We start from the raw sequence: 23,929 nt of genomic DNA on the forward strand, positions 1-23,929 counted from the left end.
CGGTGAGACGCCTGCCCGTGTACGTGGCCGTGGTCCTCGTCGCGGCTTTGGCGACATTGTTCGCGGGGCCTATGGCTCCGGCATCAGCCTCACCCACTGCTTACGCCCCCGGCGACCCACTGTGCACCGTCGAGGAATGGCGCTTCCCGGGAAACTTTGACAACTGCGCCAACCGCCTCCAGGTTGATATTCAAGGCAAACTGAGCTGCCTTGACGCTCCAGTTCCGAGCGCCCCAGATTCGGGCGTGGCCGGCTGGTTTGCACAACAGCCGGACCCGAGCCGCGGTTCCCGATTGCTGTTCCGCTATAGCGAATACGGCTACGCCGGCTACGACTTCAGCACGTATGACCTCAAGTGCGCCTCGGTCGTAACCAATCCGAGTGCCGAATTCGAAAACACCGTTGCGAACGGCGAATTCCTATTCGCTACAGGCGTAGTCGGCGCCTCGAATGCACTTCGCGAACGCGCTTGGGATCCATCCTACATGTGGGGCTGGGCCGACCCATTGGTTGAGACCGCAACCAAGGCTGTCTACTCGAAAGTGTTCACTGCCTTCGGCGCGGTAACCGTGGCAGTCGTCGGACTCTACCTGTTGTGGCGGTCGCGTCAGTCGGACCTTTCCAACGCAGTCACAACCGCGGGCTGGGCGGTATTTGTGATGATTCTGATCACCGCCATCGCCCACTGGCCGACCTTCTCGGCGCATTTGGCCGACAAGACTCTAATCACGAGTCTCGACATGATTCACCGGGCCGTCGGGCCGCCTGATGAGTCGATTCCGCCCGAGAAGTGCCACAACAATGATCCAAACGCCTGCCAGGACAATCGACCACCTGCGGTCCGAGCGAGCGACACTGTTGTTGACGGCCTACTTTATCGCAACTGGCTGCGCGGCACACTTGGATCCGCCGACAGCCAGACGGCCAACAAGTACGGCCCAGCATTATACGACGCAAAGTCGTTCACCTGGGTCGATATTCAGAACATCCGAGCCGATGAGAAGCGTGCCGCCGATGACGAAGCGGCCAGAATTCGCGACCAAAAGCCAGGCCCGCCGATCACCTCGACGATGCGGAAGACCATAACCGAGGAAAAGCAGCAGCGATGGATGCGGATTGCGGAGCAGATCCGCACCGAGGATCCTGAGGCGTACGAGCATTTGCAGGGCAGCCGGGGCATGGATCGCGTCGGCGCCGGGTTCCTGGCCATTCTATCGGCCTTGTTCTTCGCCCTGTTCGACATTACGGCATCCGTTCTTGTAATTCTTGGATTCCTGCTCTTCCGGTGGGCGGTCATTGCATCGCCAATCCTCGGTACTATCGGGTTGCTCCGTCCCGCCAACGCCGGGCTGCGCCGGCTCGGTAACGCCGTCATCGCCGCAATGTTCAACGTCGTCATCTTCGGGACCGGATCGGCGATCTACCTGTTCGCCGTCTCGCTTATCCTGAGCACTGCTTCTTTGGCGCCTTGGTTGCAGGTTTTGCTCATCTGGCTTACCGGGGTTGTTGGGTGGCTTCTGCTGCGGCCGTACCGGCGGATCACGCAGCTCGGGGGGAAGGACTCCACGCGGGCGATTACCTCCGCTGGGAGTTGGCATCGGCTGTTCATGCGGGATGTGCGGCAGGCGGCTGCGCTCAAGGTTGTCGACGCTGGGGGGACTCGGGAGCCGGGGGCCCAGCGGCGCGGGGAGAGTGTGGAGATGCAGCAGCGGCCGGAGTCTCGTAGTGAGGACACCGTGTCTGTTGGCGGTGGGGAAGTTGCGCCCGTTGACCGGCCCGAGACCGGGGGGTCGGGGCGCAGTCGCGGCGGTAGTGGTGGGGCTGGGCGGCAGACTCGGCGGCGGGAGCCGTCTTGGGATGAGCCCGATGTGCCGGCCGAGAGTGCGCCGTCGTACTCGATTTATCGGCCTGGGTCGGAGCGGAGTGGGTCCGAGCGGGCGCCTGCTCGGCGGCCTGAGTCGGCCAGTCTGCCCGGGTAGGCGAGAGAATGCGTACGGTCCTTCGGCTGCTCGGTACGCGGTATGGCATCGCGCTGGTGCTTGTTGTCGTGGTGCTCATTGTCGTGGGGCTCGGGCGGACCGTGCTCGATCGCGGTGACGGGCATTCCGCCAATGATGCGCTCGGGCCTACCGTCGCGGCCGTTCCCACCTCGGCGGATCCGTATGCCTCGCTCGGGGATGACGGGGTTGACGAGAGCGCCAATCCCGCGCCGTCGCTCAGTAAAGGCGCGGCTGACGTCTCTGCCGTTGCTACTCGGTTTGCCAAAGCGTGGCTCCGGAAGCCTGGAGTCAGCGGGGAGCAGTGGCGGGCCGGGTTGAAGACCGACGCCTCGGCCGAATTGATGACCGATCTCGCCGACACCGATCCGGCGGATGTGCCCACCGACGCGATTACCGGGGACGTACAGCTGCAGAATGTCGGTGCGGCGACCGTTGCGCGGATTCCGGCTCAGGGCGGGACGATCGTGCTGGAACTGCAGGCTTCCGGTGGGCGGTGGCTCGTCACGTCGCTCGACTGGGAGACCGCATGACCAGCGGGCCGGCGTTCGAGTCGCGCACGAATGACGATTTGGGTCGGGGCACGTCGCGGGGCTTGGAGGCGTCGTGAGCGTTCTCGGTGATGACGACGATTTCACGGTACCGACGCAGAAAAGACGGCTTCGTCCGGCGCTCATCGGTGCTCTTTGTGTCGGGCTCGTGCTGCTGTGCTGCGGGGGCGGGGCGGTCGCGTTCTTCATGGATGCGGCGCGGAACACGCAGGACTATGACGCGGCCGGGTGCGGCAATGGGCAACTCGTCGACGCGGCCGCGAAATCGTTGCCGGAGCATCATGAGCTCTCCGACGAACAGGTACGCAACGCGGCGATCATCGTCCGGGTCGGGCAGGATCTGAAGGTGCCGCCCCGCGGGTGGGTGATCGCGGTCGCCACGGCGATGCAGGAGTCGAGCCTGCACAACCTGCCGAATCTTGGGGCGCGCAACGACCATGACTCGCTCGGGCTGTTCCAGCAGCGGCCGAGCACCGGGTGGGGTACGCCGGAGCAGATCATGGACCCGCAGTACGCCGCGCGGAAGTTCTACGAGAAGCTCGTGCAGGTGCCCGGCTGGGAGCAGATGAGTCTGACGCGCGCGGCGCAGAAGGTGCAGCGCAGCGCGTACCCGAACGCGTACGCGAAACACGAGGCGCTCGCGAGCACCGTCGTCAACTCGCTCACCGGCGGGGCGGCGCGCGCGGTCGGCAACTCCAACCAGCTCATGTGCGTCAGCGGGGATCAGATCGCGGCGTCGGGCTGGACGGCGCCGGTGAACGGCGAGGTCGGCTCCGGGTTCCGGACCGCCTCGCGCCCGACCCACCAGGGCGTGGACCTCATCGTGCCGCGCAACACCGTGATCCGGGCCGCGGCCGCCGGGCTCGTGGTGAAGGTGCGCTGCCAGGCCCACCTCGCCAACGGGACCGAGTGGGGCTGCTGGCGCGACGGGTCGCCGTCCGTGCTCGGGTGCGGCTGGTACGTCGAGATCCAGCATGCGAATGGCTATCTCACGCGGTACTGCCACATGATCAAGCAACCCAGTGTCACCATCGGCCAGCACGTCGCTCCCGGTCAGGAGATCGGCTTCTCGGGCACGACCGGGCACTCGTCCGGGCCGCACCTGCACTTCGAGGTGCACATGAACAGCGATCCGAGCAACAATGGCGCCATCGATCCCGTGCCATTCATGCAGCGCATGGGCGCGCCGCTGGGGGTCAAGTCGTGAGCTCGGAGGACTTTCCCGACTGGGATCTGCTGGCGGGGAGTGGTGAACGTACGCCGGCCGGGATCGAGCTCGTGCCTGCGTCGTCGCTTCGCAGCCTTCGCGGCCTGCGCGCGGTCGTCGGGCTGCCAGGGCTGGGCTGGCGCGGGGACCTGCGCATCGACGACGCCATCGTGCAGGCCTCGCGGACTTTTGTGCCGGCTTTGCCGGAGCAGGAGTGGTACCGCGCCGAGGCCGAACAGACCGAAGTGTTCGCGCCGCTCGTGCCGCTCGAGCGGGTCTGGGTCGAACGCGTTTCCAGCGCCGTCACCCCGCCCTCGGACCTCGTACTGGTTTCGCTCGACGCGCCGCCGGCCCGGTTTCCGCGGCGGGTTCGAGAGGTGCCTCGGGTCACCGGGTTACGGGTGGTTCGGGTGCCTGGGCCTGATGACAAGACTGGGCGGGATCAGCGGGACTTGCGGGCGGTCACTGAGGCGTACAACGGGGTTGAGGGGGATATCTGCGTGCGGGTCTGCCGGGAGGTGGACTGGTATCGGTGGGCGTGGAGTGGCCAGGCTCCGAAGACCATGGAAGTGCCGGTACACCTGCTCTGGGTCGAGTAACTCAGCTGGCAGGCGGCTGTGATGAGGGACGGAGCTGTGCTGCCGAACAGACCCGCCAGCCGTTTTCTACGGTCATGCCGAAATCCCAGGTGTAGACCTCCCCGGAGCTTCGGCCCCCTTCCTCCGGAATCTGGTAGGTGATGATTGTGCGAACCGTGGCAGACGCTGCCGTCGATGCGGTCACGGTCATCTCTGTAGTGAACATCCGGATCCGAATCTGATCCTTCTGCTCTCGTCTTTCGACGTCAGAGATCGCCGCATCCATCTCCGAGAGCTTCGATGAGCTACACGTGAACACGCTCGCCCGAGCCGCATCTCGGGTGTTGAAGCGAGCGTCGAGATACTGCCGCAACGTGGCGGTCGGGTTGCCGCGATCCGGCTCCGCCGCCTTGTTGTAGAACACCCATGCGGTCACGCCACCAGCCAGGAGACCGAAGACGACGATCGCCAGCAGGGTCCATAGAACTGTGCGGCGGATCTGGCCTGGTTTGCGGGGCTTTCGCGCCGGGGCGTCAGGCGGTGGAGGGGGCCCAGTGCGGGGCTGGCCGATCGGCACCCCCTTGCCGATGACCTCCCCCTCAAGGACCTCGTTCTCGCCCGATCGCGAGCGCGGAATCGACCGCCCCCGGTCCACGCCCGGCTCGTTGGGAATCGATGGGTCCACGCCCCAGAGGCTAGCCGCCGAACGCCCCAGGAGCACCCTCCCGCGCCGTGGTGATCCGAAGGCGACGCGGCTACCTGCGACAACGCGTAAGCCCCATGGCGCCTGCTGACGAGAATGCCCTTCTGCGTTACCGTTCCCGTCATCTGCTTGGATCGGAAGGGGCACGGTGGCACGCCTGCGGGCACGGATCGAGCGAGCGGCTGCGCAGCATCGGCACACCGCTGCGCTGATCGCCGCCGCCGGGCCGATCCTCGAAAAGTACTCCCCCAACGCCGCCCCCGCGGAGCAGTACGCCGAGCAGCACGACCTGGCCGCGAGTCTGCGCTCGAACAGTGCCTTGCTCGCGCCCGGGTGGCTCGGTGCGCAGCTGGACGCCCTGGCGCCCAGCACGCCGCTCGGCGGGCCGCTCCCGCCCACGTTCGTGCGGGTCGGGCAGGCGCATCCGCTGGATGACGCGCGATTCCCAGTGATTGTGCCGCTGCTTCGGGCCGGCCACATCGCGATCGACGCCGATGCGCGGGACGCGCGCGTGGGCGGGCTGCTGCGCAGTCTCGTGCTGCGGCTGCTCGCGTCCTCGCCGCCCGGCTCGGTGCGGATTCGTGCCATCGACGCCGTGGTCGACGGCGGGACCTTCGACTGGTTCACCGGGATCGACTCGATCATGCCGCGGCCCGCGAGCGACGCCGAAGGGCTGCGCAGCGTTCTCGACGAAGGCGAGCGCTGGCTCGCCGCGCGCACCGACGGGCCGGCCCCCACGCTGCTGATCGTCATCGCGTCGCTGCCCGAGCTCACCGAGGGCCGCGACCTCGCGCGCATCGCGCAGCTCGCGCACGCCGGGCCGGCCGGGCGGCTGCACCTGATCGCCGCCGGCTGGCCGCCGCCGCCGCTGACGCAGGAGACGACCCAGGCGCCGCTGCCGCACGCGACCCAGATCGCCATTCGTAACCCGCACGCGTGGGTCGGCGACCCGCCCGGCGCCACGTTCTCCGGCACCGGCACGGGCCCGAGCCGGCTCAACGCCCCCGTCTACCTCGACCCCGACCCGCCCGTCGAGCTCGTCCGCCGCGTCTGCGCGCAGCTCAGCGGGCCGTGGACGGCGCCGCCGGTGCCGGTGGGCGAGCCGAGCCGGACGGCCTGGCTCGAATACGTGGCGGCCGGCCAGCGCCTCGACGCCGTGCGGCGCGAGGTGATCGCGATCGTGGCCGAGCACAAGGCCGCGCTCAAGGCCGCCCAGCAGGACCTCCAGAACATCCGGGCCAAGCTCGCGCACCACGAGGCCTACCTGTCCGAGGTGGCCGGCGAGGCGGGCGGGCGCCCCCTGGAGCTGCGCCCGGCGTGGCCGGAGATCCAAGCCGCGCACAACGCGCTGACCGCGGGCCCGCAGCCGGTCGACCCGCGCCGCGGCGCGCCGATGGCCCCGCCTCCGCCCCCGGCCGCGCTCACCGGCGGCAGCGGCGCCTGGCCGCAGGGGCAGCGCATCCTCACGTCCCCCGTCAGCGCACCTCCGTGGCCGCCGGTGTCGGGCGCGCCCCCGGTGTCGGGCGTGCCGACGTCCGCCATGCCGGGAACGCCGGCTGTTACGAGGGCCGGGGGGTCCACCACGGGCGGCTATCCAGTGGTCGTACCGCGCAGTGCCCCCCCGATCCCCCCGAGCCCGCACAACACCGGGTCGATCCCGCGCGTCCCCGTCAGCGGCGTGCCGAACCGCGTCAGCGGCGTACCCGTTTCCGGCCCGGGCGGCGTCGTGGGAACGGGCGTCGTAAGCCCGCTGAGCCCACCGGTGCCGGGGTCGGTGCCGGGGAGGGTATCGACGGCACTGCGGATGGCTGCGGGCGGCCTGAAGCGCTCTGAGGCGGAGTTGACGGCGCCGGGTCGCCAGGCGGCGTCCAACCGCCGCGTGTGGGTCAACGCCGGCGTCTACTTCCTGTTCGCGCTCCTGGCCGCCATCGTGCAGATCCCGGCGCTCCTGGCGAGCGAGGAACTGACCGGAGTCGGTCTCCTGGCCCTTCCCTGTGCGCTGGTACTTCCGGCGCTCTCCTTCGGCCTCGGCTGGCTGACCATCGGCGCGATGACCCGCCGGACGACGTCCAGGACCCCGGTGCTGGGCCTGGTCATCAGCCTGATCGCCCTGATACCGATCCTCGTCTTCGGCGGCGTGATCCTCTTCTTCTGAACGGCCGCGAGCGCGAGCGCGAAAAGCGAGGACGCCCAAGCGGCCCGCGAGCACAGAAGCGAAGACACCCGCATGCATGAACCCCCTGGGCCCGGCGTGGGCACAGGGGGTACAAATGCAGAAATCAGCCGTGCAGGATCAGCGACATCGCCTCGGACCGCGACTTGGCGTCGTCGCGAAGCAGCCCCCGGACCGCCGACGTGATCGTGCGCGAGCCGCCCTTCTGGATGCCCCGCATCGACATGCACATGTGCTCGCACTCGATGACCACGATGACGCCCCGCGGCTCGAGCTGCGCCATGAGCAGGTCCGCGATCTGCGAGGTCAGCCGCTCCTGCACCTGCGGCCGCCGCGCGAACACCTCGACGAGCCGCGCCAGCTTCGACAGCCCGGTGATGCGCCCGTCGGCGCCGGGGATGTAGCCGATGTGCGCGACGCCGTGGAACGGCAGCAGGTGGTGCTCGCACATCGACTGCACCTCGATGTCCCGCACGAGCACGAGCTCCTCGTGGTCGGCCTCGAAGGTCGTGTTCAGCACCTGGGCCGGGTCGACGCGCAGCCCCGCGAACAGCTCGGCGTAGGCCCGGGCGACCCGCGCCGGCGTCTTGCGCAGCCCGTCGCGATCGGGGTCCTCGCCGACCGCGATCAGGATCTCTCGTACCGCATCCTCGATGCGCTTCAGATCGACGTTGCGCTCGACCTCGACCCCGCCCAGCCGGCCGCTGACGAGCCGCGCGGCGACGTGATCCAGCTCCCGGTCGGCAACGAGCCCGACACCATTGTCGGTGTCGGGCTCGGTGCCGCTGTGCTCGCTCAGTGCGTGCCGTCCGGGGTCTCGCCCCCGCCGATGCGAACGTGGTCGTCCGCGCCGAAGCCGGTGGGCTGGGCGACCTCGGAGCCGTTCGCGCCGGCCTCGACCGCGCGCCGGCGACGGCCGTTGCCGTTGTAGGGCGCCATCGGGGGCCGCTTGACCACGCGCGCGCAGATGCGGGTCATGTCGGCCTGGGAGATGGTCTCCTTCTCCATGAGCTCCTCGACGATGTTGTCGAGGACATCGCGGTACTCGACCAGGATCTCCCAGGCCTCGTCGTGCGCGATCTCGATGAGGGAGCGCATCTCGGCGTCGATCTCCGACGCGACCTTCTCGGAGTAGTCCCGCTCGTGGCCCATCGTGCGGCCCAGGAACGGCTCGCCGTCGCCGGTGCCGTACTTGACGGCGCCCAGCTTGGCGCTCATGCCGTACTCCGTGATCATCGACCGGGCGAGCGCGGTCGCCTTCTCGATGTCGTTGCCGGCGCCGGTGGTCGGCTCGTGGAAGACGAGCTCCTCGGCGGCGCGACCGCCCAGCGCGTACGCCAGCGTGTCGATCATCTCGGAGCGCGTCTGCGTGTACTTGTCCTCGGTGGGCAGGACCAGCGTGTGGCCCAGCGAGCGGCCGCGGGACAGGATGGTCACCTTGTGCACCGGCGCTGAGTGGGGCAGCGCCCAGGCGACGAGCGCGTGACCACCCTCGTGGTACGCCGTGACCTTCTTCTCGTGCTCGCTCATCACGCGGGTGCGCCGCTCGGGGCCGGCGATGACCCGGTCGATGGCCTCTTCGAGGTAGTCGTTGGTGATCGCCCGCTTGTCGTTACGGGCCGCCAGCAGCGCCGACTCGTTGATCACGTTGGCCAGGTCGGCACCGGTGAAGCCGGGCGTGCGGCGGGCGACCGAGTCGAGGTCGACGTCGGGCGTGAACGGCTTGCCCTTCGCGTGCACCCGCAGGATCGCCTTGCGGCCCTCCATGTCGGGGCGGTCGACCGCGATCTGCCGGTCGAAACGGCCCGGGCGCAGCAGCGCCGGGTCGAGGATGTCGGGCCGGTTGGTCGCGGCGATCAGGATGACGCCGCCCTTGGTGTCGAAGCCGTCCATCTCGACCAGCAGCTGGTTGAGCGTCTGCTCGCGCTCGTCGTGACCGCCGCCCATGCCGGCGCCGCGGTGGCGGCCGACGGCGTCGATCTCGTCGACGAAGACGATGGCGGGCGCGTTGGCCTTGGCCTGCTCGAACAGGTCGCGGACGCGGGAGGCACCGACACCGACGAACATCTCGACGAAGTCCGAGCCGGAGATCGAGTAGAACGGCACGCCCGCCTCGCCGGCGACAGCCCGCGCGAGCAGCGTCTTACCGGTTCCGGGCGGCCCGTAGAGCAGCACGCCCTTCGGGATCTTCGCGCCGAGCGCCTGGTACTTCGCGGGCGCCTGCAGGAAGTCCTTGATCTCGTGGAGTTCCTCCACCGCCTCGTCCGAGCCGGCCACGTCGGCGAACGTCGTCTTCGGGGTGTCCTTGGAGATCAGTTTCGCCTTGGACTTGCCGAAGTTGAGCACCCGGGAGCCGCCGCCCTGCATCTGCGACATGAACAGCAGCAGCAGAACCACCAGCACCGCGATCGGCAACAGGTTGATCAGCAGGCTGATGAAGATGTTGTCCTGGGTGACGTTGACGTTGTACTCGTCGAGCTTCTTCTCCGACTTGAGCGTGCTGAGCTCGTTCTGGAGATCGTCGGCGCTCTGCGAGGAGAACTGACCCTGGATCTTGTTGGTATCCGTGCCCTTGACCTTGATCTTGTTCCTGAGATCGAGGTTGAGCGTCTGCTCCTTGTCCTGGATCACAGCCTTCTTCGCGTTGCCGCTGCGAAGCTGGTCGAGCACGACGGACGTGTCCGCCTTGGTGTAGCTCGGGCCGGAAGTGAAGAAGGAACTGAGCACGATGGCACCGATGATCACCAGAAGGATCCAGACCACCGGCCGGCGGAACAAACGGGTACGTTCCATGTTGTCGTCGGACGCCGCGGCGCCCGGCCCCTCCATCCGTAAGGCCGTCAACCGCGCCGGACCCACTTTCCGACGCGGTGCCGAAAGCGCCGCCTAGGTTATGGGCTCAGTTGACGCTTGCGACCATTTGACGGTACACCGTGGCACCCACAGTCGCGGATCGGCGTCGGGCGGGGACGAGGTGCTCTCAGCAGACTCTCAGGAAACGTCCGCCGAAAAGCCAGGTCAGCCGCGCCCGTAGACCGACGGCTTCAGGACCCCGACGAACGGCAGGTCACGGTAGCGCTCGGCATAGTCGAGACCGTATCCGACCACGAACTCGCTCGGGATGTCGAATCCGACATACCGCACCGGGATGCTGACCTTCAGCGCGTCGGGCTTGCGCAGCAGCGCGACGACGTCCACCCGGGCCGCCGAGCGGCTCTCCAGGTATTTGAGCAGCCATGACAGCGTCAGCCCGGAGTCGACGATGTCCTCGACGACGATCACGTGCCGCCCGGCGATGTCCCGGTCGAGGTCCTTGAGAATCCGGACGACTCCCGAGGACGTCGTGCCCTGCCCGTACGACGAAACCGCCATGAACTCGAGCTCCACCGGCGGGCCGACCCGTCCGAGCGCCCGCGCGAAGTCCGCCATGAACATGACGGCGCCCTTCAGCACGCCCACGAGCAGGATCGATTCCGCATTGGCGTGATCGGCCGCCACCTGCTTGGCGAGCTCCGCGGTCTTCTCGCGGATCTGCTCCTCACTCACGATGACGTGGTCGATGTCGGACGAGTGCCAGGTGGTGCCGTCGGCCATGCGACAAGCCTGCACTATCGGCGGCGCCGGATCGAGGCGGGGTCGCCCAATGAGAGACCTGTCTCGCTGCGGGTTTCCCGTCAGTACCCCATCGCCTGCCCGTCCGCGCGAGGCTCCGACCCCGCTGTGTAACCGGCCGGGGTTCGCCAGATCGCCTGCCCCATCCCGAACGTGTCCGGATCGTCCGCGACGAACACGTTGTGACCCCGCCGTCGCAATCCGTCCACCTCGCCGGCCAGCCCCGGCTCGACCAGCACGTCGAGGCCCCGATGCCAGTACCACCGCGGCCGGTCCAGAGCCGCCTGCGGATCGAGCCGCCCGTCCACGGTGGAAAGGACCACCTGGACGTGCCCCTGCGGCTGCATGTGTCCACCCATCACGCCGAACGGCCCGACCGGCTCGCCACCGCGGGTCAGGAAAGCCGGAATGATCGTGTGGTACGGCCGCCGCCCCGGGCCGACCGCGTTCGGGTGACCCTCGGCCAGCACGAACCCGACGCCGCGGTCCTGCAGCCCGAACCCGGTCCCGGGCGGCACCACGTAGGAGCCGAACCCCAGGTAGTTCGACTGGATCAGGCCGACCATCCGCCCCGCCGAGTCGGCCGTGCACAGATATACGGTCCCGCCCCGCCGCGGCTCGCCGGCGCCGTACCGCCCGGCCCGCGACCCGATCAGCCCCCGCCGTCCGGCCAGGTAGCCGGCCTCCAGCAGCTCCCGAACGGGCCCACCGGCCCCGGGATCGGCGACGAACGCGTGCGCGTCGGCGAACCCGAGCTTCATCGCCTCGATGTGCTCGTGCAGCGACGACTCCGCGTAGCCGTCGAGAACGCCCAGCGCGACGAGGGCCGCGATCCCCTGCCCGTTGGGCGGGATCTCCCAGACCTCGTGCCCGCGATACGACACGGAGATCGGGTCCACCCAGACCGACTCGTGCCCGGCCAGGTCGCCGGCCCGCAGCAGCCCGCCGGTCCGCTCGGCGTGCGTGACGATCGCGTTCGCGATGTCCCCGCGATAGAAGTCCTCACTGTTGGTACTGGCGATCCGCCGCAGCGTGTTCGCCGCGTCCGGATTGCGCCACCGCTCCCCCGCGCGCGGCGCCCGCCCACCGAGCGTGAACACCCGCCCCCACTCCGCGAACTCCGCCCCCACGAGCGTGGGATACACCTGCTCGGCATCGACCCGCCACCCTTCGGCAACGCGCGGCGACACCGGGTAACCGTTCTCGGCGTACGCGATCGCGTCGGCGAACAGCTCCGCGAACGGCAGCGACCCGAACCGCGCGTGCAGGTCCCGCCACCCGCCCGGCGCGCCCGGCACCGTGACGGGCAGCCATCCGCGCGTCGGCATCGCGAGCTCGGCGTCCCCCTGGTGCCCGCCGAGCCCGTCGGAGGCGCTCGCGGCCCCCGCGAGCGCGAGGTCCCGCGTGAGCAGCGCCGGCGACCGCCCGGACGCGTTCAGCCCATGCAGCCGCTCCCCGTCCCAGACCAGCGCGAACAGGTCCCCGCCGATGTCGTTCGACCCCGGCTGCACCACGGTGAGCGCGACGGCGGTGGCGATGGCGGCGTCGATCGCGTTCCCCCCGCGCCGCAGCACGGCGAGCCCCGCACCGGCGGCAAGGCCCTGACTGGTCGCGACCACGCCGCGAGGAGCAAAAACCGAAGAGCGCCGGATTTCGTACCCCATGTGCCCACCCTCCCCATCCGGCCACCAAAGTCCACTCAGCAGACCACCGGACCGGCACCGAGAACAGCCCCGATCCCGCCTCAGCGCTTCGCGGAATCACGCAATCGCGCCCTGGCGCATGTACGCACCACGCCCCAGCCTCAACGCTTTGCGGAATCGCGCCGCGGCGTGTGCACACAGCGCGCCCTGGCGCATATGCGCACAGCGCGCCTCGGCCTCCGTGCTTTGCGGAATCGCGCCGCGGCGTATGCGTGCAGCGAGCCCCGGCGCATATGTGCACAGCGCCCGGCCTCAGTGCTTTGCGCAATCACGCCCCCGGCGTATGTGCGCAGCGCGCCGCCGATGGACTGGGACGCCTCAGCGGCTCCCGTGCAGCCTTCCCGCGGCCCGGGCCACGAACAGACCACCGGGCAGCGCGACGGCACCCTGGCCGCGCCAGCGCACGATCAACGCGTCGAGGGCGTCCACGTGCCGATGCGACAGATCCGTGCCCGGCACCCCGAGGCGCAGCGCCCACGCGTGCAGCACCCGGCTACGGATCGGACCCGGCATGAGCTGCAGCGCCGCCACCGCCAGCCCGCCCGCGTCATCGAGCGCGCCGTTCAGCGCCTCGGCGGCGAGCCCGTCGAGGTACGCGGAGTCCGCCCCGACCAGCCGCGCGGTCCGGGCCAGGTTGCCGACGACGCCGTCGCCGAGCGCGGCCACCAACGGCCGAACCCGCGACCGGGCGTAGGCCGCGTCGGCGTTGTGCGGGTCCTCCCACACCACGAGCCCCTCGGCCGCACAGGCCGCCCGGGTTTCGGCCCGGCTGACGTCGAGCAGCGGCCGCACGAAGAGCACCCCGTTGCGCACCCGCCGCAGCGGCATGCCCGCCAGCCCGCGGGGCCCGGACCCCCGAGCCAGCGCCAGTAGCACGGTCTCCGCCTGGTCATCCCGCGTGTGCCCGAGCAACACCATGGAGGCCCCGAGCTCGATCGCGGATGCCTCGAGCGCCGAGTACCGCGCCTCGCGAGCCGCCGCTTCCGGCCCCCCGGCACTCCCGACGCGAACGGTCCGCACCTGCACGGGCGCAAACCCGCGATCGACCGCCCAGTCGGCCAGATCCCCGGCCCGCTCCGCGGACCCGTCCTGCAGCCCGTGGTCGACGGTCACGAGCCCGCAGCGAACCCCCATCCGCCGCGCCACGAACAACGCCCCCACCGCCAACGCCATCGAGTCCGCCCCGCCCGAGCAGGCCACGAGCACAGTGTCCCCCGCGGAAGCCCCAGCACCAGGCGTACCACCGACGCTTCCGACCGCGCTGACCGCTCCGCCCGCGGCCGCTCCACTCACAGACGCGCCGGACAAGACCGCGCCGCCGAAGGCCACGTCCGGCGGCAGCATTCCGCCCCGGGAAGCGCTGCGCAGGGGCGCCCCGCCGGCATCGGGCCCCACCGACGGATCTTCACCGGCTTCGGCGGCGATCGGAGGCGCGTCAGAGGCATTCGCAGCCGAGTACGCGTCGCCCTCGTGCACCGCGCGTGGGAACTCGCCCCGGGGCGGCACCGGGGCCGAATAGTCGCCGGGGGCGAGCCGAAGCGGCGGCGCGCCGTCATCGGGTCCGGCGCCGGGCGCCCGACCAGCGATAGCCGGGCTCCCGGCCGGCAGCGTGTCGTCCTGGGCCGCCATCGCCGTGGTCGGGTCCAGGAGCCGCGGCATATCCGCGGACGCCGCGGGCCGAGAGCCCGGAGCTGATTCGCCGCCAGTGTCCAGGTCAGGAAGCCGCCCCGTGAGCCGGGAGCCGTGAGCCGATTCGCCGTCAGGGAGCCGCGCAGTGAGCCGGGAGCCCGGAGCTGATTCGCCGCCGGTGTCCAGGTCAGGAAGCCGCCCAGTGAGGCGGGAGCTTAGAACCGATTCGTCGCCGGTGTCCGGGTCCGGAGCGCCGGTGAGGGCGCGCCGGACCGCGTTGCGTACGGCGGCGACCGCCGGCGACAGCGCCGCCACTCGATCAGATGCCGGTGGCGGGCTTGGCCGAGCCCTCCGCCTTGTCATTGTCCGAGTCAGGGGCGGGCGTGGCCGGGTCGGTCAGGTGTTCGGCGACCTCGGGATCCGAGGACTCGGCGACGCGCATCGCCTCGCCCGGCTCGAAGGCGCCGATCGGCTCCGGTGCCGAGTCGGTCGCAACCGGCTCGGAGACCGCCGCCGGTCCGGGCTCGCCACCGACACTGCCCGGCTCGATCTCGGCCGGCGCGTCGTCAACGTCGGTCGCGGTCACGGAAGCCCGCGCGGCGCTAGTGTCGGTCGGGGCCGCTGAGGTCGGTTCAGTGCCGGTCGAGGCGGAGGATGTGCCGGCCGCGGCCGACCAGGCGTCCGATGCCGTTTCGGGTGCCGGCGGTACGACTACCGGAGCGACCACGGTCGTGGACTCCTCCGGCGTCAGCCCCGCCACCTCGGTCGGCTCGGCGACGCCCGCCTCCGCCGGGGACTCGTCCAGCGGCTCGGGCACCGTCGGCACCGGGGCCGGCGGCTCCTCCACGGCCGAGTCCGAGCCCGAAGCCGCGGCCGAGGACGCCGCGGCGACCGAGCCGTGAGCGGCGATCGAGGACGGCGGGGTCGCGGCGGTCGAGCGGCTCAGGGCGCTCGACCCGAGGACCCGCACGATCCAGGCGTCGGGGTCGGAGAGCTCGTTGAGGCGCGGGATGGTCAGCGGCGACTGCCAGATGCGGTTGAAGCTTTCCATGCCGACGCGCTCGACGACGGCGTGCACGAACTTGCGGCCTTCCGCATACTGCCGCATCTTCACGTCCACGCCGAGAAGCTTGCGCAGGACGCGGTCGAGGGGGTTGCCGGCCTCGCGGCGGCGGTTGAACTTGGCGCGGATGTCGTCAACCGTCGGTACGACATCCGGACCCACGCCATCCATCACGAACTCCGCGTGGCCCTCCAGCACCGTCATAAGTGCGGTCAGGCGGTCGAGCACCGCCTTCTGGCCCGGCGTCTGCACGAGATCGAGCACCGAGACGCGGCTGTCGGGGTCGCGGACCACGTCGGCGAGGGCGGTCACGCCCCGGCGCAGGCGCTCGGCGAGCTGGTCCTGGTTGAGCTGGGACGCGTCAACGAAGGCGCCGACCTCACCCAGGAAGTACCCCCGCATCCACGGCACACCCGTGAACTGCACGCGGTGGGTGACCTCGTGCAGGCACACCCAGAGGCGGAAGTCGCGCGAGTTGGCGCCCAGCCTGCGCTCGGCCTCGACGATGTTCGGGGCGACGAGCAGCAGCTGGCCGGGGTCGGCGGAGAAGACCTCGTATTGGCCCAGGACCTTGCCGGAGAGGTAGGCCAGCACCGTGCCGGCCTGCACCCCGGTGAAGCGGGAGCCGATGGCCCCGACGATGGCGCCCGGCGGTTTGCCGCCCGCGAGCCGCTCCGCCAGCGGCTGAATGACCTCGCGCAGCCCCGCGATGTTGGTGGCGGCCCAGTCGCGGCGGTCGACGACGCGCACCGGCGGGCCCTGGATCATGGCCTTCAGGCCGGTGAACTCGGTGACGTGCCCGGAGGCCTCATCGGCCAGGCCGCGTAGGTCGGTGACGGCGTCCGCGGCCTCCTCGTATGACACCGCGGGGCCACTCTTGCCCAGCGCCGCGGCGGTTGCTGCGGCCAGATCCCAATCGACGAACTGCGCCATGAACCAACCGTACCCGCGCTGGGCCACGGCTGTGGCGGGTGGAAACCCTGAGTACACCCTGATCGACGCAGCGTCACCGCGGCGGTGCTCAGTGACACCCACAGGCGGCGAGAGCTGCGGCAACTCTGTCAAGGGCGATCACGGCCTGATCCGCGTTGGTGGTCTGGTCGGCCATGAACGCGAACGCGAGCGTGCGCCCGTCGGCGTCCACGACGACGCCGGCCAGCGAGTTGACACCGGTCAGGGTGCCGGTTTTGGCGCGCACGAGCCCGGCGGCCGACCCGCCCTGGTCCGGCTTGAGGTAGCGGGTGGTGAGCGTCCCGGAGTACGCCGCGACCGGCAGACCACTGAAGATCGAGTGCAGGTCGGCGCGGTCGGGCCGGGCGGCCATCGCCAGAACGGCCGTGAGCAGGGCCGGGGAGAGCCGGTCGTTGCGCGAGAAGCCGCTGCCGTCGACCAGTCCGTAGCCGGTGACCGGCAGGCCGAGCTCCTCCAGGACGCTCTTCGTGGCCGCCGCCCCGCCCTCGAAGGAGGCCGGCTGGTTCTTGGCCAGCGCCACCTGGCGCGCGAGCGCGTCGGCGAGCACGTTGTCGCTCTCCTGCAGCATGAACTCGACCATGCGCGACATGGGTGCGGACTCGACCTTGCCGAGTTCCTTCGCGCCCTGCGGTGCGTTTCCGGCCGCGACGGCATTCGTCGGTACGCCCAATGCGCTCGCGAATGCCTGAGCCGCCTGAAGATCGGGCTTCGGGTACCGCTGGGCGTACTTCTGCTGCTTCTGCCGTCCGCCCTCGGTCATGATCGGCGTCATCACGGCACCGGAGCCGCCGGTCGTCGCGTCGGCGTCCCAGCCCGGCCCGATGCCGGAGCCGGTGTAGAGGCTGACGTCGTAGGTCACCTTGGTGGGGGCCTGGCCGCCGAGCGCCTCTTTCACCTGCTTGGCGAGATCGTCGATGCGGGCGGCGCCGGGGTAGTACGACGTCGGGAAGACCGCGAGCGTCGGGTCGCCGCCCGCGACGAGCACGACCTCGCCCGGCTGCGTGCCCGCGACCGCCTTGGTCTCGATGCGGTACGCGGGCCCCCGCGCCGCCAGCACCGCCGCCGCGGTCACGAGCTTGGTGGTCGAGGCCGGGGTCATCGCCGCGTCCGGCTCCGAGGAGTAGATGGTCTGCCCGGTCGAGACGTCCACGACCGACGCGGTGATGTGTGGCCCGAGCTGGGGCACGGTCAGCAGCGACTGCAGCGCCGAGGTGACCCCGCCCTGGGTCGGCATCGGGGCCTGGGCGTCCGCCGCGGCGAGCACCGCCGGCGGCGCGGCCGGGGCCGTCCCGTCCGTCCAGTGCGTCTTCTGCCCGCCCGCGAGGCCGAGCCCATTGACGATCTGCGTTCCGGCGAAGACCGAGGCCAGGGCCGCGCCGAGCGCCAGGACCAGCGCGACGACGGCGGCGATCAGGCCGGCCCCGGCGCGTCGTTGTGGTGTTTCCCTCGCCATCCGACCCTCCCCGCGATGCCCCACCGTGCCGTACGCGAGACTAATGGTCGGCGCAGCGGTGCGAGGGTGAGGAGTCGTCAGATGGACTTCGACGTCACGGTCGAAATCCCCAAGGGTCAGCGCAACAAGTACGAGGTCGACCACGCCACTGGCCGGATCCGGCTGGACCGGACTCTGTTCACCTCGACGCAGTACCCGGCCGACTACGGCTACATCGAGGGCACGCTCGGCCAGGACGAGGACCCGCTCGACGCGCTCGTGCTCGTGCAGTCCCCGACCTTCCCGGGCTGCCTGATCCGTTCCCGGGCGATCGGGATGTTCCGCATGACGGACGAGAAGGGCGGCGACGACAAGGTCCTGTGCGTCCCGGCCGACGACCCGCGGCTGGAGCACCTGCGGGACATCCACCACCTCGGCGAGTTCGACCGCCTGGAGATCCAGCACTTCTTCGAGGTCTACAAGGACCTCGAGCCCGGCAAGAGCGTCGAGGGCGCGACCTGGGTCGGTCGCGTCGAGGCGGAGGCGGAGATCGCCGAGTCCCGGCGCCGTTATGCCGAGGCCATCGCCGCGGGCACGTACCACGACCCCGGCGTGGCCCCGATCGCCCGCCCGGTCGACTAGACCGGCGGGTCACCGCGAAGGCGCCCGGTCGTCCGACACCGGGCGCCTTCGCGTTTCATAGGAACAAGCCGTACAACCCGAAAACCGCGCAGGCGAGCGGCACCATCGCGACCACGCACAGGGTGTCGAGCAGATCCGCCGCTCGCCCGAGGTAGGGCGAGGCCGGATGCGACGCGGCCCGCGCTCCCGCCACGGCGACGCCGAGCGCCACCAGCGGCGCCACGGCAGCGACGATCCGGGCCTCGAATCCGGCGAACAGCGCGAGCAGGGCGAAACCCGCCACCCCGGCCACGATGAGCGGCAGCCGTTGCCGGATGGTCAGGAAGGTGCGGGCCCGCAGCAGCAGCGCGGTCGCGGCGACCGCGACGAGCACGGTGCCGGAGATGTCCCCGGACCGGGCGAGCACGACCGACCCGCCCACGGCGGCCGCGGCGAGCCCGAGCAGCATGCCCGTGAGCAGCTCGTCGGTACGCGCGACGGCGGCGAAGATCCGGCCCCGGTCGGCGGCCGGCCCGCGCCCGCCCGGGGAGAGGCCGGCCGGCGTGGCCACGACCGGCATCGGCAGGCGGCCGAGCCGGATGGCCAGCAGCGGCAGCCCGGCCACGCCCGCCACCAGCACGGCGAGCAGCACCGCAGCCGCGGCGGCCGGACGGGTCGCGGTGGCGAGCAGCCCGGTCAGCGAGCCGAGCACGCCCACGGTCGCGCCGGCCGCGAACAGGCGCATCAGGTGCGCGACGCCGACGGCGCCGACGAGCGCGGCGAGCAGGAGCGCCACGGCCCCGAGCAGCGCGCGGGCCGCCGGCGCGGCGGCCGCGGGCGCCGCCAGCCAGCCGCCGGCGGCCGCGAACGGCAGCGCGAAGGCGGCCAGGTTCGCTCCGACCAGCGCGTCGCCGTAGGCCCGCGACGCCGTGACGCCGGCCAGCAGCAGCCCGGCGGCGACGGCCGCGGCGACCAGGGGCAGGTCGGCCCGGACGACGGCGATCAGCGCGACGAGCAGCCCGGCCCCGGCGGCCCCGATCGCGGCCGCCCGGGTCGCGGCCGGCCCCCATGGCAGGCCCTGCCGCCGCGCGCCCGCGGCGATGGCCTCGACCACGTCGTCGTATTCCAGCTCCGGCCAGCCGGTGCGGGCCGGGACCAGGTGCAGGACGGTGCCGTCGCGCACCCCCTGCCCCGCCAGCCCGGCGGCGGCCGACAGCGTGGTGCCGTCGGCCCGCCGCAGCAGCCAGCCGCCGTGCCGTTCACCGTCGTCGGCGAGCCCGTCGCCCGCATGCTGCAGCAGCTCGGGAAGCAATTCAGCCAGCGGTACCGCATCAGGCACCGCAACATCGACGCGCCGCCCGGGCGCGTTGATCGTGATGCGGGCCAGACCGGCCGCGGCAGTCGACATGGGCATAGAACTACCACGATCCGTCGGGACGCGTCGCCCCCGAGCGCCCGCCGATTCCACAGCGTGAAGAAGTCGTCACGATCAATGGTCCGGGGCGGAAAAGTGTCGTACCCCTCACTTAGGGTTTCCGGCGTGACCACGGTCGTCGTGAAGCGTTCCCCGCGCCGGCCCGCTCCGGAGATCCCGAGCGGGGAGATCGTCGTGGCCGCCCCGCCGGAGCTCCCGCCGGCCCCCGCGTCGCGCTGGCAGCAGCTGGTGCAGGTGGTGCCGATGCTCACCGGCACCGTCGCGACGGCCCTGCTCTTCGCCGGGCGCGAGGGCGGGACATATTCCTATGTCATCGGCGCCATCTTCGGCTTCTCGACGCTCGGCATGCTGTTGACGTCCACCGGCGCCGGCTCGCCGAAGAAGGCCGAGATGGTCGTGGCGCGCCGCGAATACCTGCGCCACCTCGCCCAGTTGCGCCGGCGCGTCCGCGAGACCGCGGCCCGGCAGCGCACCGGCCTGCACTACCGGCACCCGGACCCGCACGCGCTCTGGTCGTCGGTCGACGGCTATCGCCTGTGGGAGCGGCGGGCGACCGACGGTGACTTCGGCATCGTGCGGGTCGCCACCGGCCCGCAGACCCTCGCCACCCCGCTCATCCCGCCGACGACCCGCCCGTTGCAGGACCTGGAGCCGATGACCGCGGCCGCGCTGCGGCGGTTCCTCGACGCCTACTCGGTGGTCCCCGGCCTCCCGGTGGCCGTCTCCCTGCGCAGTTTCGCCCGCGTCCACCTGCGCGCCGGGCGGGCCGCCTCCGGTCCGACCGGCGAGCACGACCCGGCGCGGGCGCTGGCCCGGGCCGTCCTCGCCCACCTCACGGTGTTCCACGCCCCCGACGACCTGCTCGTCGCGGTCTGCGCGGGGCCCGACCGGCGCGCGTGGTGGGAGTGGACGAAGTGGCTGCCCCACGCCCTGCACCCGACCCGGGCCGACGCGCTCGGCCCGGTCCGCCTCTTCGCCGAGACCGCCGGGGAGCTCGAGGAGCGCCTCGACGACCTCCTGCGCAGCCGCGGCCGGTTCGACGCCGAGCGGGAGGGGCCGCCGGCCGCGCCCTACATCGTGGTGGTGCTCGACGGCGGCGACCTGTCCGGCAGCGCGCACCTGGGCACCGACGGCGGCATCGACGGGGTGACCATCGTGGACCTCGACCGGGAGCCGCCGCGGCTGCTCGACCGGTCCGCGATCGTCCTGGAGACCGTCGGCGGCCGGCTCGCCACGATCACCGCCGACCACGACGTCGCCGAGCCGCCGCCGGCGATCGGGGTCGTCGACGCGCTCGACGTCGCCGAGGCCGAGGCCGTCGCCCGCCGGCTCGCGCCGCTGCGGCTGGCGGTCACGACCGGCCTCGACGGACCGCCGGGCGAGGGGCGGGAGGCCGGCGCCGAGCTGGACTTCCCGGCGCTGCTGGAGATCGGCGACCCGGAGACGCTGGACCCCGCGAAGTCGTGGGCGCCGCGGCCGCACCGCGACCGGCTGCGCATCGCGATCGGCGTCGGGCAGCAGGGCCAGCCGGTCGACCTGGACCTCAAGGAGTCGGCCGAGGACGGCATGGGCCCGCACGGGCTGCTCATCGGGGCGACCGGCTCCGGCAAGTCGGAGCTGCTGCGCACGCTGGTGCTCGGCCTCGCCGCGACGCACTCGTCCGAGACGCTCAACTTCGTGCTCATCGACTACAAGGGCGGCGCGACATTCGCCCGGATGGACCGCCTCCCGCACGTCGCGGCGTTCATCTCCAACCTGCGCTCGGAGCTGCTGCTGGTCGACCGCATGACCGACGCGATCACCGGCGAGGTGGTCCGCCGCCAGGAAGTGCTGCGCCGGGCGGGCGACTACGACTCGGTCCGCGACTACGAGCGAGCGCGGGCCGGGGGTACGCCGCTGGCCCCGCTGCCGAGCCTGCTGGTCGTCGTCGACGAGTTCAGCGAGCTGCTGGAGGCCAAGCCGGACTTCATCGACCTGTTCGTGCAGATCGGGCGGGTGGGCCGGTCGCTGGGCATCCACCTGCTGCTCGCCTCGCAGCGGCTGGAGGAGGGCCGGCTGCGCGGGCTGGACACGCACCTGTCGTATCGCATCGGCCTGCGCACCTTCAACTCGCTCGAGTCGCGGACGGTGCTGGGGGTGCCGGACGCGTACGAGTTGCCGAAGAAGCCCGGCGGGCACGGCATCCTCAAGTCCGGCACCGAGCCGCTGACCCGGTTCAAGGGCGCCTACGTCGGCGGGGTGTGGCGGCGGGCGGGGCGGGCCGCGGCGAGCTCCGGCGGCGATGGGCGGCCGCGGGTGATGGCATACGGGACGCGGTACGTGCCCGCGCCGACCGCGCCCAGGCCCGAGCTGGAGCCGTCCGTGGCGCCGGAGGGCGAGAGCCTGCTCGACATCATCGTCGACCAGCTCGCCGGGCGGGGCGTGCCCGCGCATCAGGTTTGGCTGCCGCCGCTGGCCCCCTCGGCACCGCTGGACGACGTGCTCGGGCCGCTGACGGTCGACCCCGGCCGCGGGCTGACCGTCACCAGCCCCCAGCTGCAGGGGTCGCTGCAGGTGCCGGTCGCGCTCATCGACAACCCGCTCGAGCAGCGCCGGGACGTGCTGTGGTTCCGGCTCGACGGCGCCCAAGGGCACGTCGCGGTGGTCGGCGGGCCGCACAGCGGCAAGTCGGTGGCGCTGCGCACGCTGGTCACGGCCCTGGCGCTCACCCACACGCCGGAGGAGATCCAGGTGTACTGCCTGGACTTCGGCGGCGGCCAGCTCGCCGGGCTGCGGGAGCTGCCCCACGTCGGCGGGGTCGCGGGGCGCCTGGACGCCAACGCGGTCCGGCGCACGATCGGCGAGGTCGCCGCCCTGCTCGCGGCGCGCGAGCAGCGCTTCGCCGCGGCCGGGATCGACGGGATGCCCACCTACCGGCGGCGGCGCGCGGCCGGCGGGCCCGGGAGCCCCGACGACGGCTGGGGCGACGTGTTCCTGGTCGTCGACGGCTGGCCCAGCGTGCGCAAGGACTACGAGGATCTCGTGGCGGTGGTGGTCGACATCGCCACGCGCGGGCTGTCCTACGGCATCCACGTGGTCGTCTCCGCCTCGCGCTGGATGGATTTCCAGTCCGGCCTCCGCGACCTGCTCGGAGCGCGGATCGAGCTGCGGCTCGGCGACCCCGGCGACTCGCTCGGCCAGCGCCGGGCGGCTGCGGCCGTGCCGCTCGAGACGCCGGGGCGCGGGATGACGCAGGAAGGGCTGCACCTGCTCGTGGTGCAGCCGCGGCTGAACGGGGCCGAGCCCGGCGAGCTGGTGCGGACGATCGCCTCGGCCTGGCCCGGCGCGCCCGCCCGGCCGGTGCGGATGCTGCCCGCGTCGGTGCCCTGGTCCGAGATCGCCGGCGACGCCGACCCGGAGAACCCGCTCGCGCTGCCGATCGGCATCGCCGAGTCCGACCTGCGCCCGGTGCGCATCGACTTCGCGGTCGAGCCGCACCTGCTGGCCTTCGGCGACGCCGAGTGCGGCAAGTCGACGCTGCTGCGCGGCCTGGCGACCTCGATCAGCGCCCGGTTCACGCCGGAGGAGGCGCGGATCGTGCTGATCGACCATCGGCGCAGCCTGCTCGGGGCGGTGCGGACGGAGCACCTGATCGGCTACGGCACGGGGACGCAGCAGACCGTCGACCTCATCGCCTCGGTCGCGGACTACATGCAGCGGCGACTGCCCGGCCCGGACGTGACCGAGGACCAGCTGCGCAACCGCAGCTGGTGGACCGGGCCGCAGTGCTTCGTGCTCGTCGACGACTACGACCTGGTGCCGACGGCCGCCGGGAACCCGCTCACGCCGCTGCTGCCCTACCTCGCGCAGGCCCGCGACATCGGGCTGCACCTGATCGTCGCCCGGCACAGCGGTGGCGTGGGGCGCGCGCTCTTCGAGCCGGTGCTGCAGCGACTGCGCGAGCTCGCTTCGCCGGTCGTGCTCATGTCGGGCGACCGCGACGAGAGTCTTGCCTTGAACAATGTGCGGTTCAGCGTTCTGCCGCCGGGGCGCGCTCGGCTGGTCACGCGGAAGGAGAGTGGCACGCTTATTCAGATCGCCGACTGCCCCGTCGCCTGAGCCCTCCGCCGCGGCCCGGGCCGACTGGATCGGGCCGCGCCCGGCTGGGCCGCGCAGGGCCAGGTCGGCCGCGTCAGGCTGGCCGCGCCAGCCGAGCCAGGCCATGCCAGGCGCGCGCAGGCTCGGGCTGGTCCACGCCTGACTGGGCCGATTGA

15 protein-coding genes and 1 pseudogene are annotated in these 23,929 nt (G+C 71.5%); 7 read left to right on the forward strand and 9 right to left on the reverse strand.

Annotated elements, in window-relative coordinates:
* The first annotated feature begins 2 nt into the window (after positions 1-2).
* From ABT369_RS15220 to ABT369_RS15235, 4 genes are all read left to right on the forward strand, one after another.
* Positions 3-1,979, forward strand: a complete 1,977-nt coding sequence (locus tag ABT369_RS15220) for a DMT family transporter (protein ID WP_350612350.1) — start codon at positions 3-5, stop codon at positions 1,977-1,979.
* An 8-nt stretch (positions 1,980-1,987) separates the two neighbouring features.
* Positions 1,988-2,530, forward strand: coding sequence for a hypothetical protein (locus ABT369_RS15225; RefSeq protein ID WP_350612351.1), 543 nt, complete (start codon positions 1,988-1,990; stop codon positions 2,528-2,530).
* A 73-nt stretch (positions 2,531-2,603) separates the two neighbouring features.
* Positions 2,604-3,755, forward strand: a complete 1,152-nt coding sequence (locus tag ABT369_RS15230; RefSeq protein WP_350612352.1) for a M23 family metallopeptidase — start codon at positions 2,604-2,606, stop codon at positions 3,753-3,755.
* The gene (locus ABT369_RS15235) at positions 3,752-4,354 is read left to right on the forward strand and encodes a hypothetical protein (RefSeq protein ID WP_502891756.1); all 603 of its coding nucleotides are present in this window, start codon (positions 3,752-3,754) and stop codon (positions 4,352-4,354) included. Before ABT369_RS15230 ends, ABT369_RS15235 begins: the two co-directional genes overlap by 4 nt.
* A 1-nt stretch (position 4,355) precedes the next feature.
* Here ABT369_RS15235 and ABT369_RS15240 read toward each other — a convergent pair whose 3' ends face one another.
* On the reverse strand, positions 4,356-5,018 hold the full coding sequence (locus ABT369_RS15240; protein ID WP_350612353.1) for a hypothetical protein: 663 nt from the start codon (positions 5,016-5,018) through the stop codon (positions 4,356-4,358).
* A 166-nt stretch (positions 5,019-5,184) separates the two neighbouring features.
* Between ABT369_RS15240 and ABT369_RS15245 the strand changes: the two genes are divergently transcribed.
* Positions 5,185-7,191, forward strand: a complete 2,007-nt coding sequence (locus ABT369_RS15245) for a hypothetical protein (RefSeq protein WP_350612354.1) — start codon at positions 5,185-5,187, stop codon at positions 7,189-7,191.
* Positions 7,192-7,315: 124 nt separating this feature from the next.
* Here the strand turns inward: ABT369_RS15245 and folE are convergent, their stop codons facing one another.
* The 7 genes and pseudogenes from folE to dacB all read right to left on the reverse strand — a co-directional run bounded on the left by folE (position 7,316) and on the right by dacB (position 17,641).
* The gene (gene folE / locus ABT369_RS15250; RefSeq protein WP_350612464.1) at positions 7,316-7,942 is read right to left on the reverse strand and encodes a GTP cyclohydrolase I FolE; all 627 of its coding nucleotides are present in this window, start codon (positions 7,940-7,942) and stop codon (positions 7,316-7,318) included.
* 62 nt (positions 7,943-8,004) lie between these two features.
* Positions 8,005-10,038, reverse strand: a complete 2,034-nt coding sequence (gene ftsH / locus ABT369_RS15255) for an ATP-dependent zinc metalloprotease FtsH (protein ID WP_502891757.1) — start codon at positions 10,036-10,038, stop codon at positions 8,005-8,007.
* 189 nt (positions 10,039-10,227) lie between these two features.
* The gene (hpt, locus tag ABT369_RS15260) at positions 10,228-10,803 is read right to left on the reverse strand and encodes a hypoxanthine phosphoribosyltransferase (protein ID WP_350612357.1); all 576 of its coding nucleotides are present in this window, start codon (positions 10,801-10,803) and stop codon (positions 10,228-10,230) included.
* 80 nt (positions 10,804-10,883) lie between these two features.
* On the reverse strand, positions 10,884-12,440 hold the full coding sequence (locus ABT369_RS15265) for a gamma-glutamyltransferase family protein (protein ID WP_350612358.1): 1,557 nt from the start codon (positions 12,438-12,440) through the stop codon (positions 10,884-10,886).
* 402 nt (positions 12,441-12,842) lie between these two features.
* Entirely contained in the window at positions 12,843-13,868 is a 1,026-nt protein-coding gene (gene tilS, locus ABT369_RS15270) for a tRNA lysidine(34) synthetase TilS (protein ID WP_502891762.1), read from the reverse strand.
* A gap of 1,240 nt (positions 13,869-15,108) precedes the next feature.
* A pseudogene (locus ABT369_RS15275) lies at positions 15,109-16,149 on the reverse strand (zinc-dependent metalloprotease); the annotation flags it as partial.
* Positions 16,150-16,237: 88 nt separating this feature from the next.
* Positions 16,238-17,641 carry a D-alanyl-D-alanine carboxypeptidase/D-alanyl-D-alanine endopeptidase gene (dacB, locus tag ABT369_RS15280; RefSeq protein ID WP_350612360.1) on the reverse strand — a complete coding sequence of 468 codons (1,404 nt, stop codon included), beginning with the start codon at positions 17,639-17,641 and terminating at the stop codon, positions 16,238-16,240.
* Between the two features lie 81 nt (positions 17,642-17,722).
* On the opposite strand from dacB, the gene ABT369_RS15285 reads away from it, so the two are divergent.
* Positions 17,723-18,262, forward strand: a complete 540-nt coding sequence (locus ABT369_RS15285) for an inorganic diphosphatase (RefSeq protein ID WP_350612361.1) — start codon at positions 17,723-17,725, stop codon at positions 18,260-18,262.
* 55 nt (positions 18,263-18,317) lie between these two features.
* Here ABT369_RS15285 and eccD read toward each other — a convergent pair whose 3' ends face one another.
* A complete protein-coding gene (gene eccD, locus ABT369_RS15290; protein ID WP_502891758.1) occupies positions 18,318-19,655 on the reverse strand; it encodes a type VII secretion integral membrane protein EccD in 1,338 nt (445 codons plus the stop codon).
* A gap of 126 nt (positions 19,656-19,781) precedes the next feature.
* On the opposite strand from eccD, the gene eccCa reads away from it, so the two are divergent.
* Positions 19,782-23,774: a type VII secretion protein EccCa gene (eccCa, locus tag ABT369_RS15295; protein WP_350612363.1), complete on the forward strand. Its 3,993-nt coding sequence runs from the start codon at positions 19,782-19,784 to the stop codon at positions 23,772-23,774.
* Positions 23,775-23,929: the final 155 nt, after the last annotated feature.

Source organism: Dactylosporangium sp. NPDC000244, assembly GCF_040300725.1.
Taxonomy (GTDB): domain Bacteria; phylum Actinomycetota; class Actinomycetes; order Mycobacteriales; family Micromonosporaceae; genus Dactylosporangium.

Excerpts from the sequence above, each read along its gene's own strand:
- ABT369_RS15225 (WP_350612351.1), top strand. The coding sequence starts at position 1,988 with ATGCGTACGGTCCTTCGGCTGCTCGGTACGCGGTATGGCATCGCGCTG.
- tilS (WP_502891762.1), bottom strand. The coding sequence starts at position 13,868 with ATGCTGCCGCCGGACGTGGCCTTCGGCGGCGCGGTCTTGTCCGGCGCG.
- eccD (WP_502891758.1), bottom strand. The coding sequence starts at position 19,655 with ATGCCCATGTCGACTGCCGCGGCCGGTCTGGCCCGCATCACGATCAAC.
- ftsH (WP_502891757.1), bottom strand. The coding sequence starts at position 10,038 with ATGGAGGGGCCGGGCGCCGCGGCGTCCGACGACAACATGGAACGTACC.
- hpt (WP_350612357.1), bottom strand. The coding sequence starts at position 10,803 with ATGGCCGACGGCACCACCTGGCACTCGTCCGACATCGACCACGTCATC.
- dacB (WP_350612360.1), bottom strand. The coding sequence starts at position 17,641 with ATGGCGAGGGAAACACCACAACGACGCGCCGGGGCCGGCCTGATCGCC.
- ABT369_RS15285 (WP_350612361.1), top strand. The coding sequence starts at position 17,723 with ATGGACTTCGACGTCACGGTCGAAATCCCCAAGGGTCAGCGCAACAAG.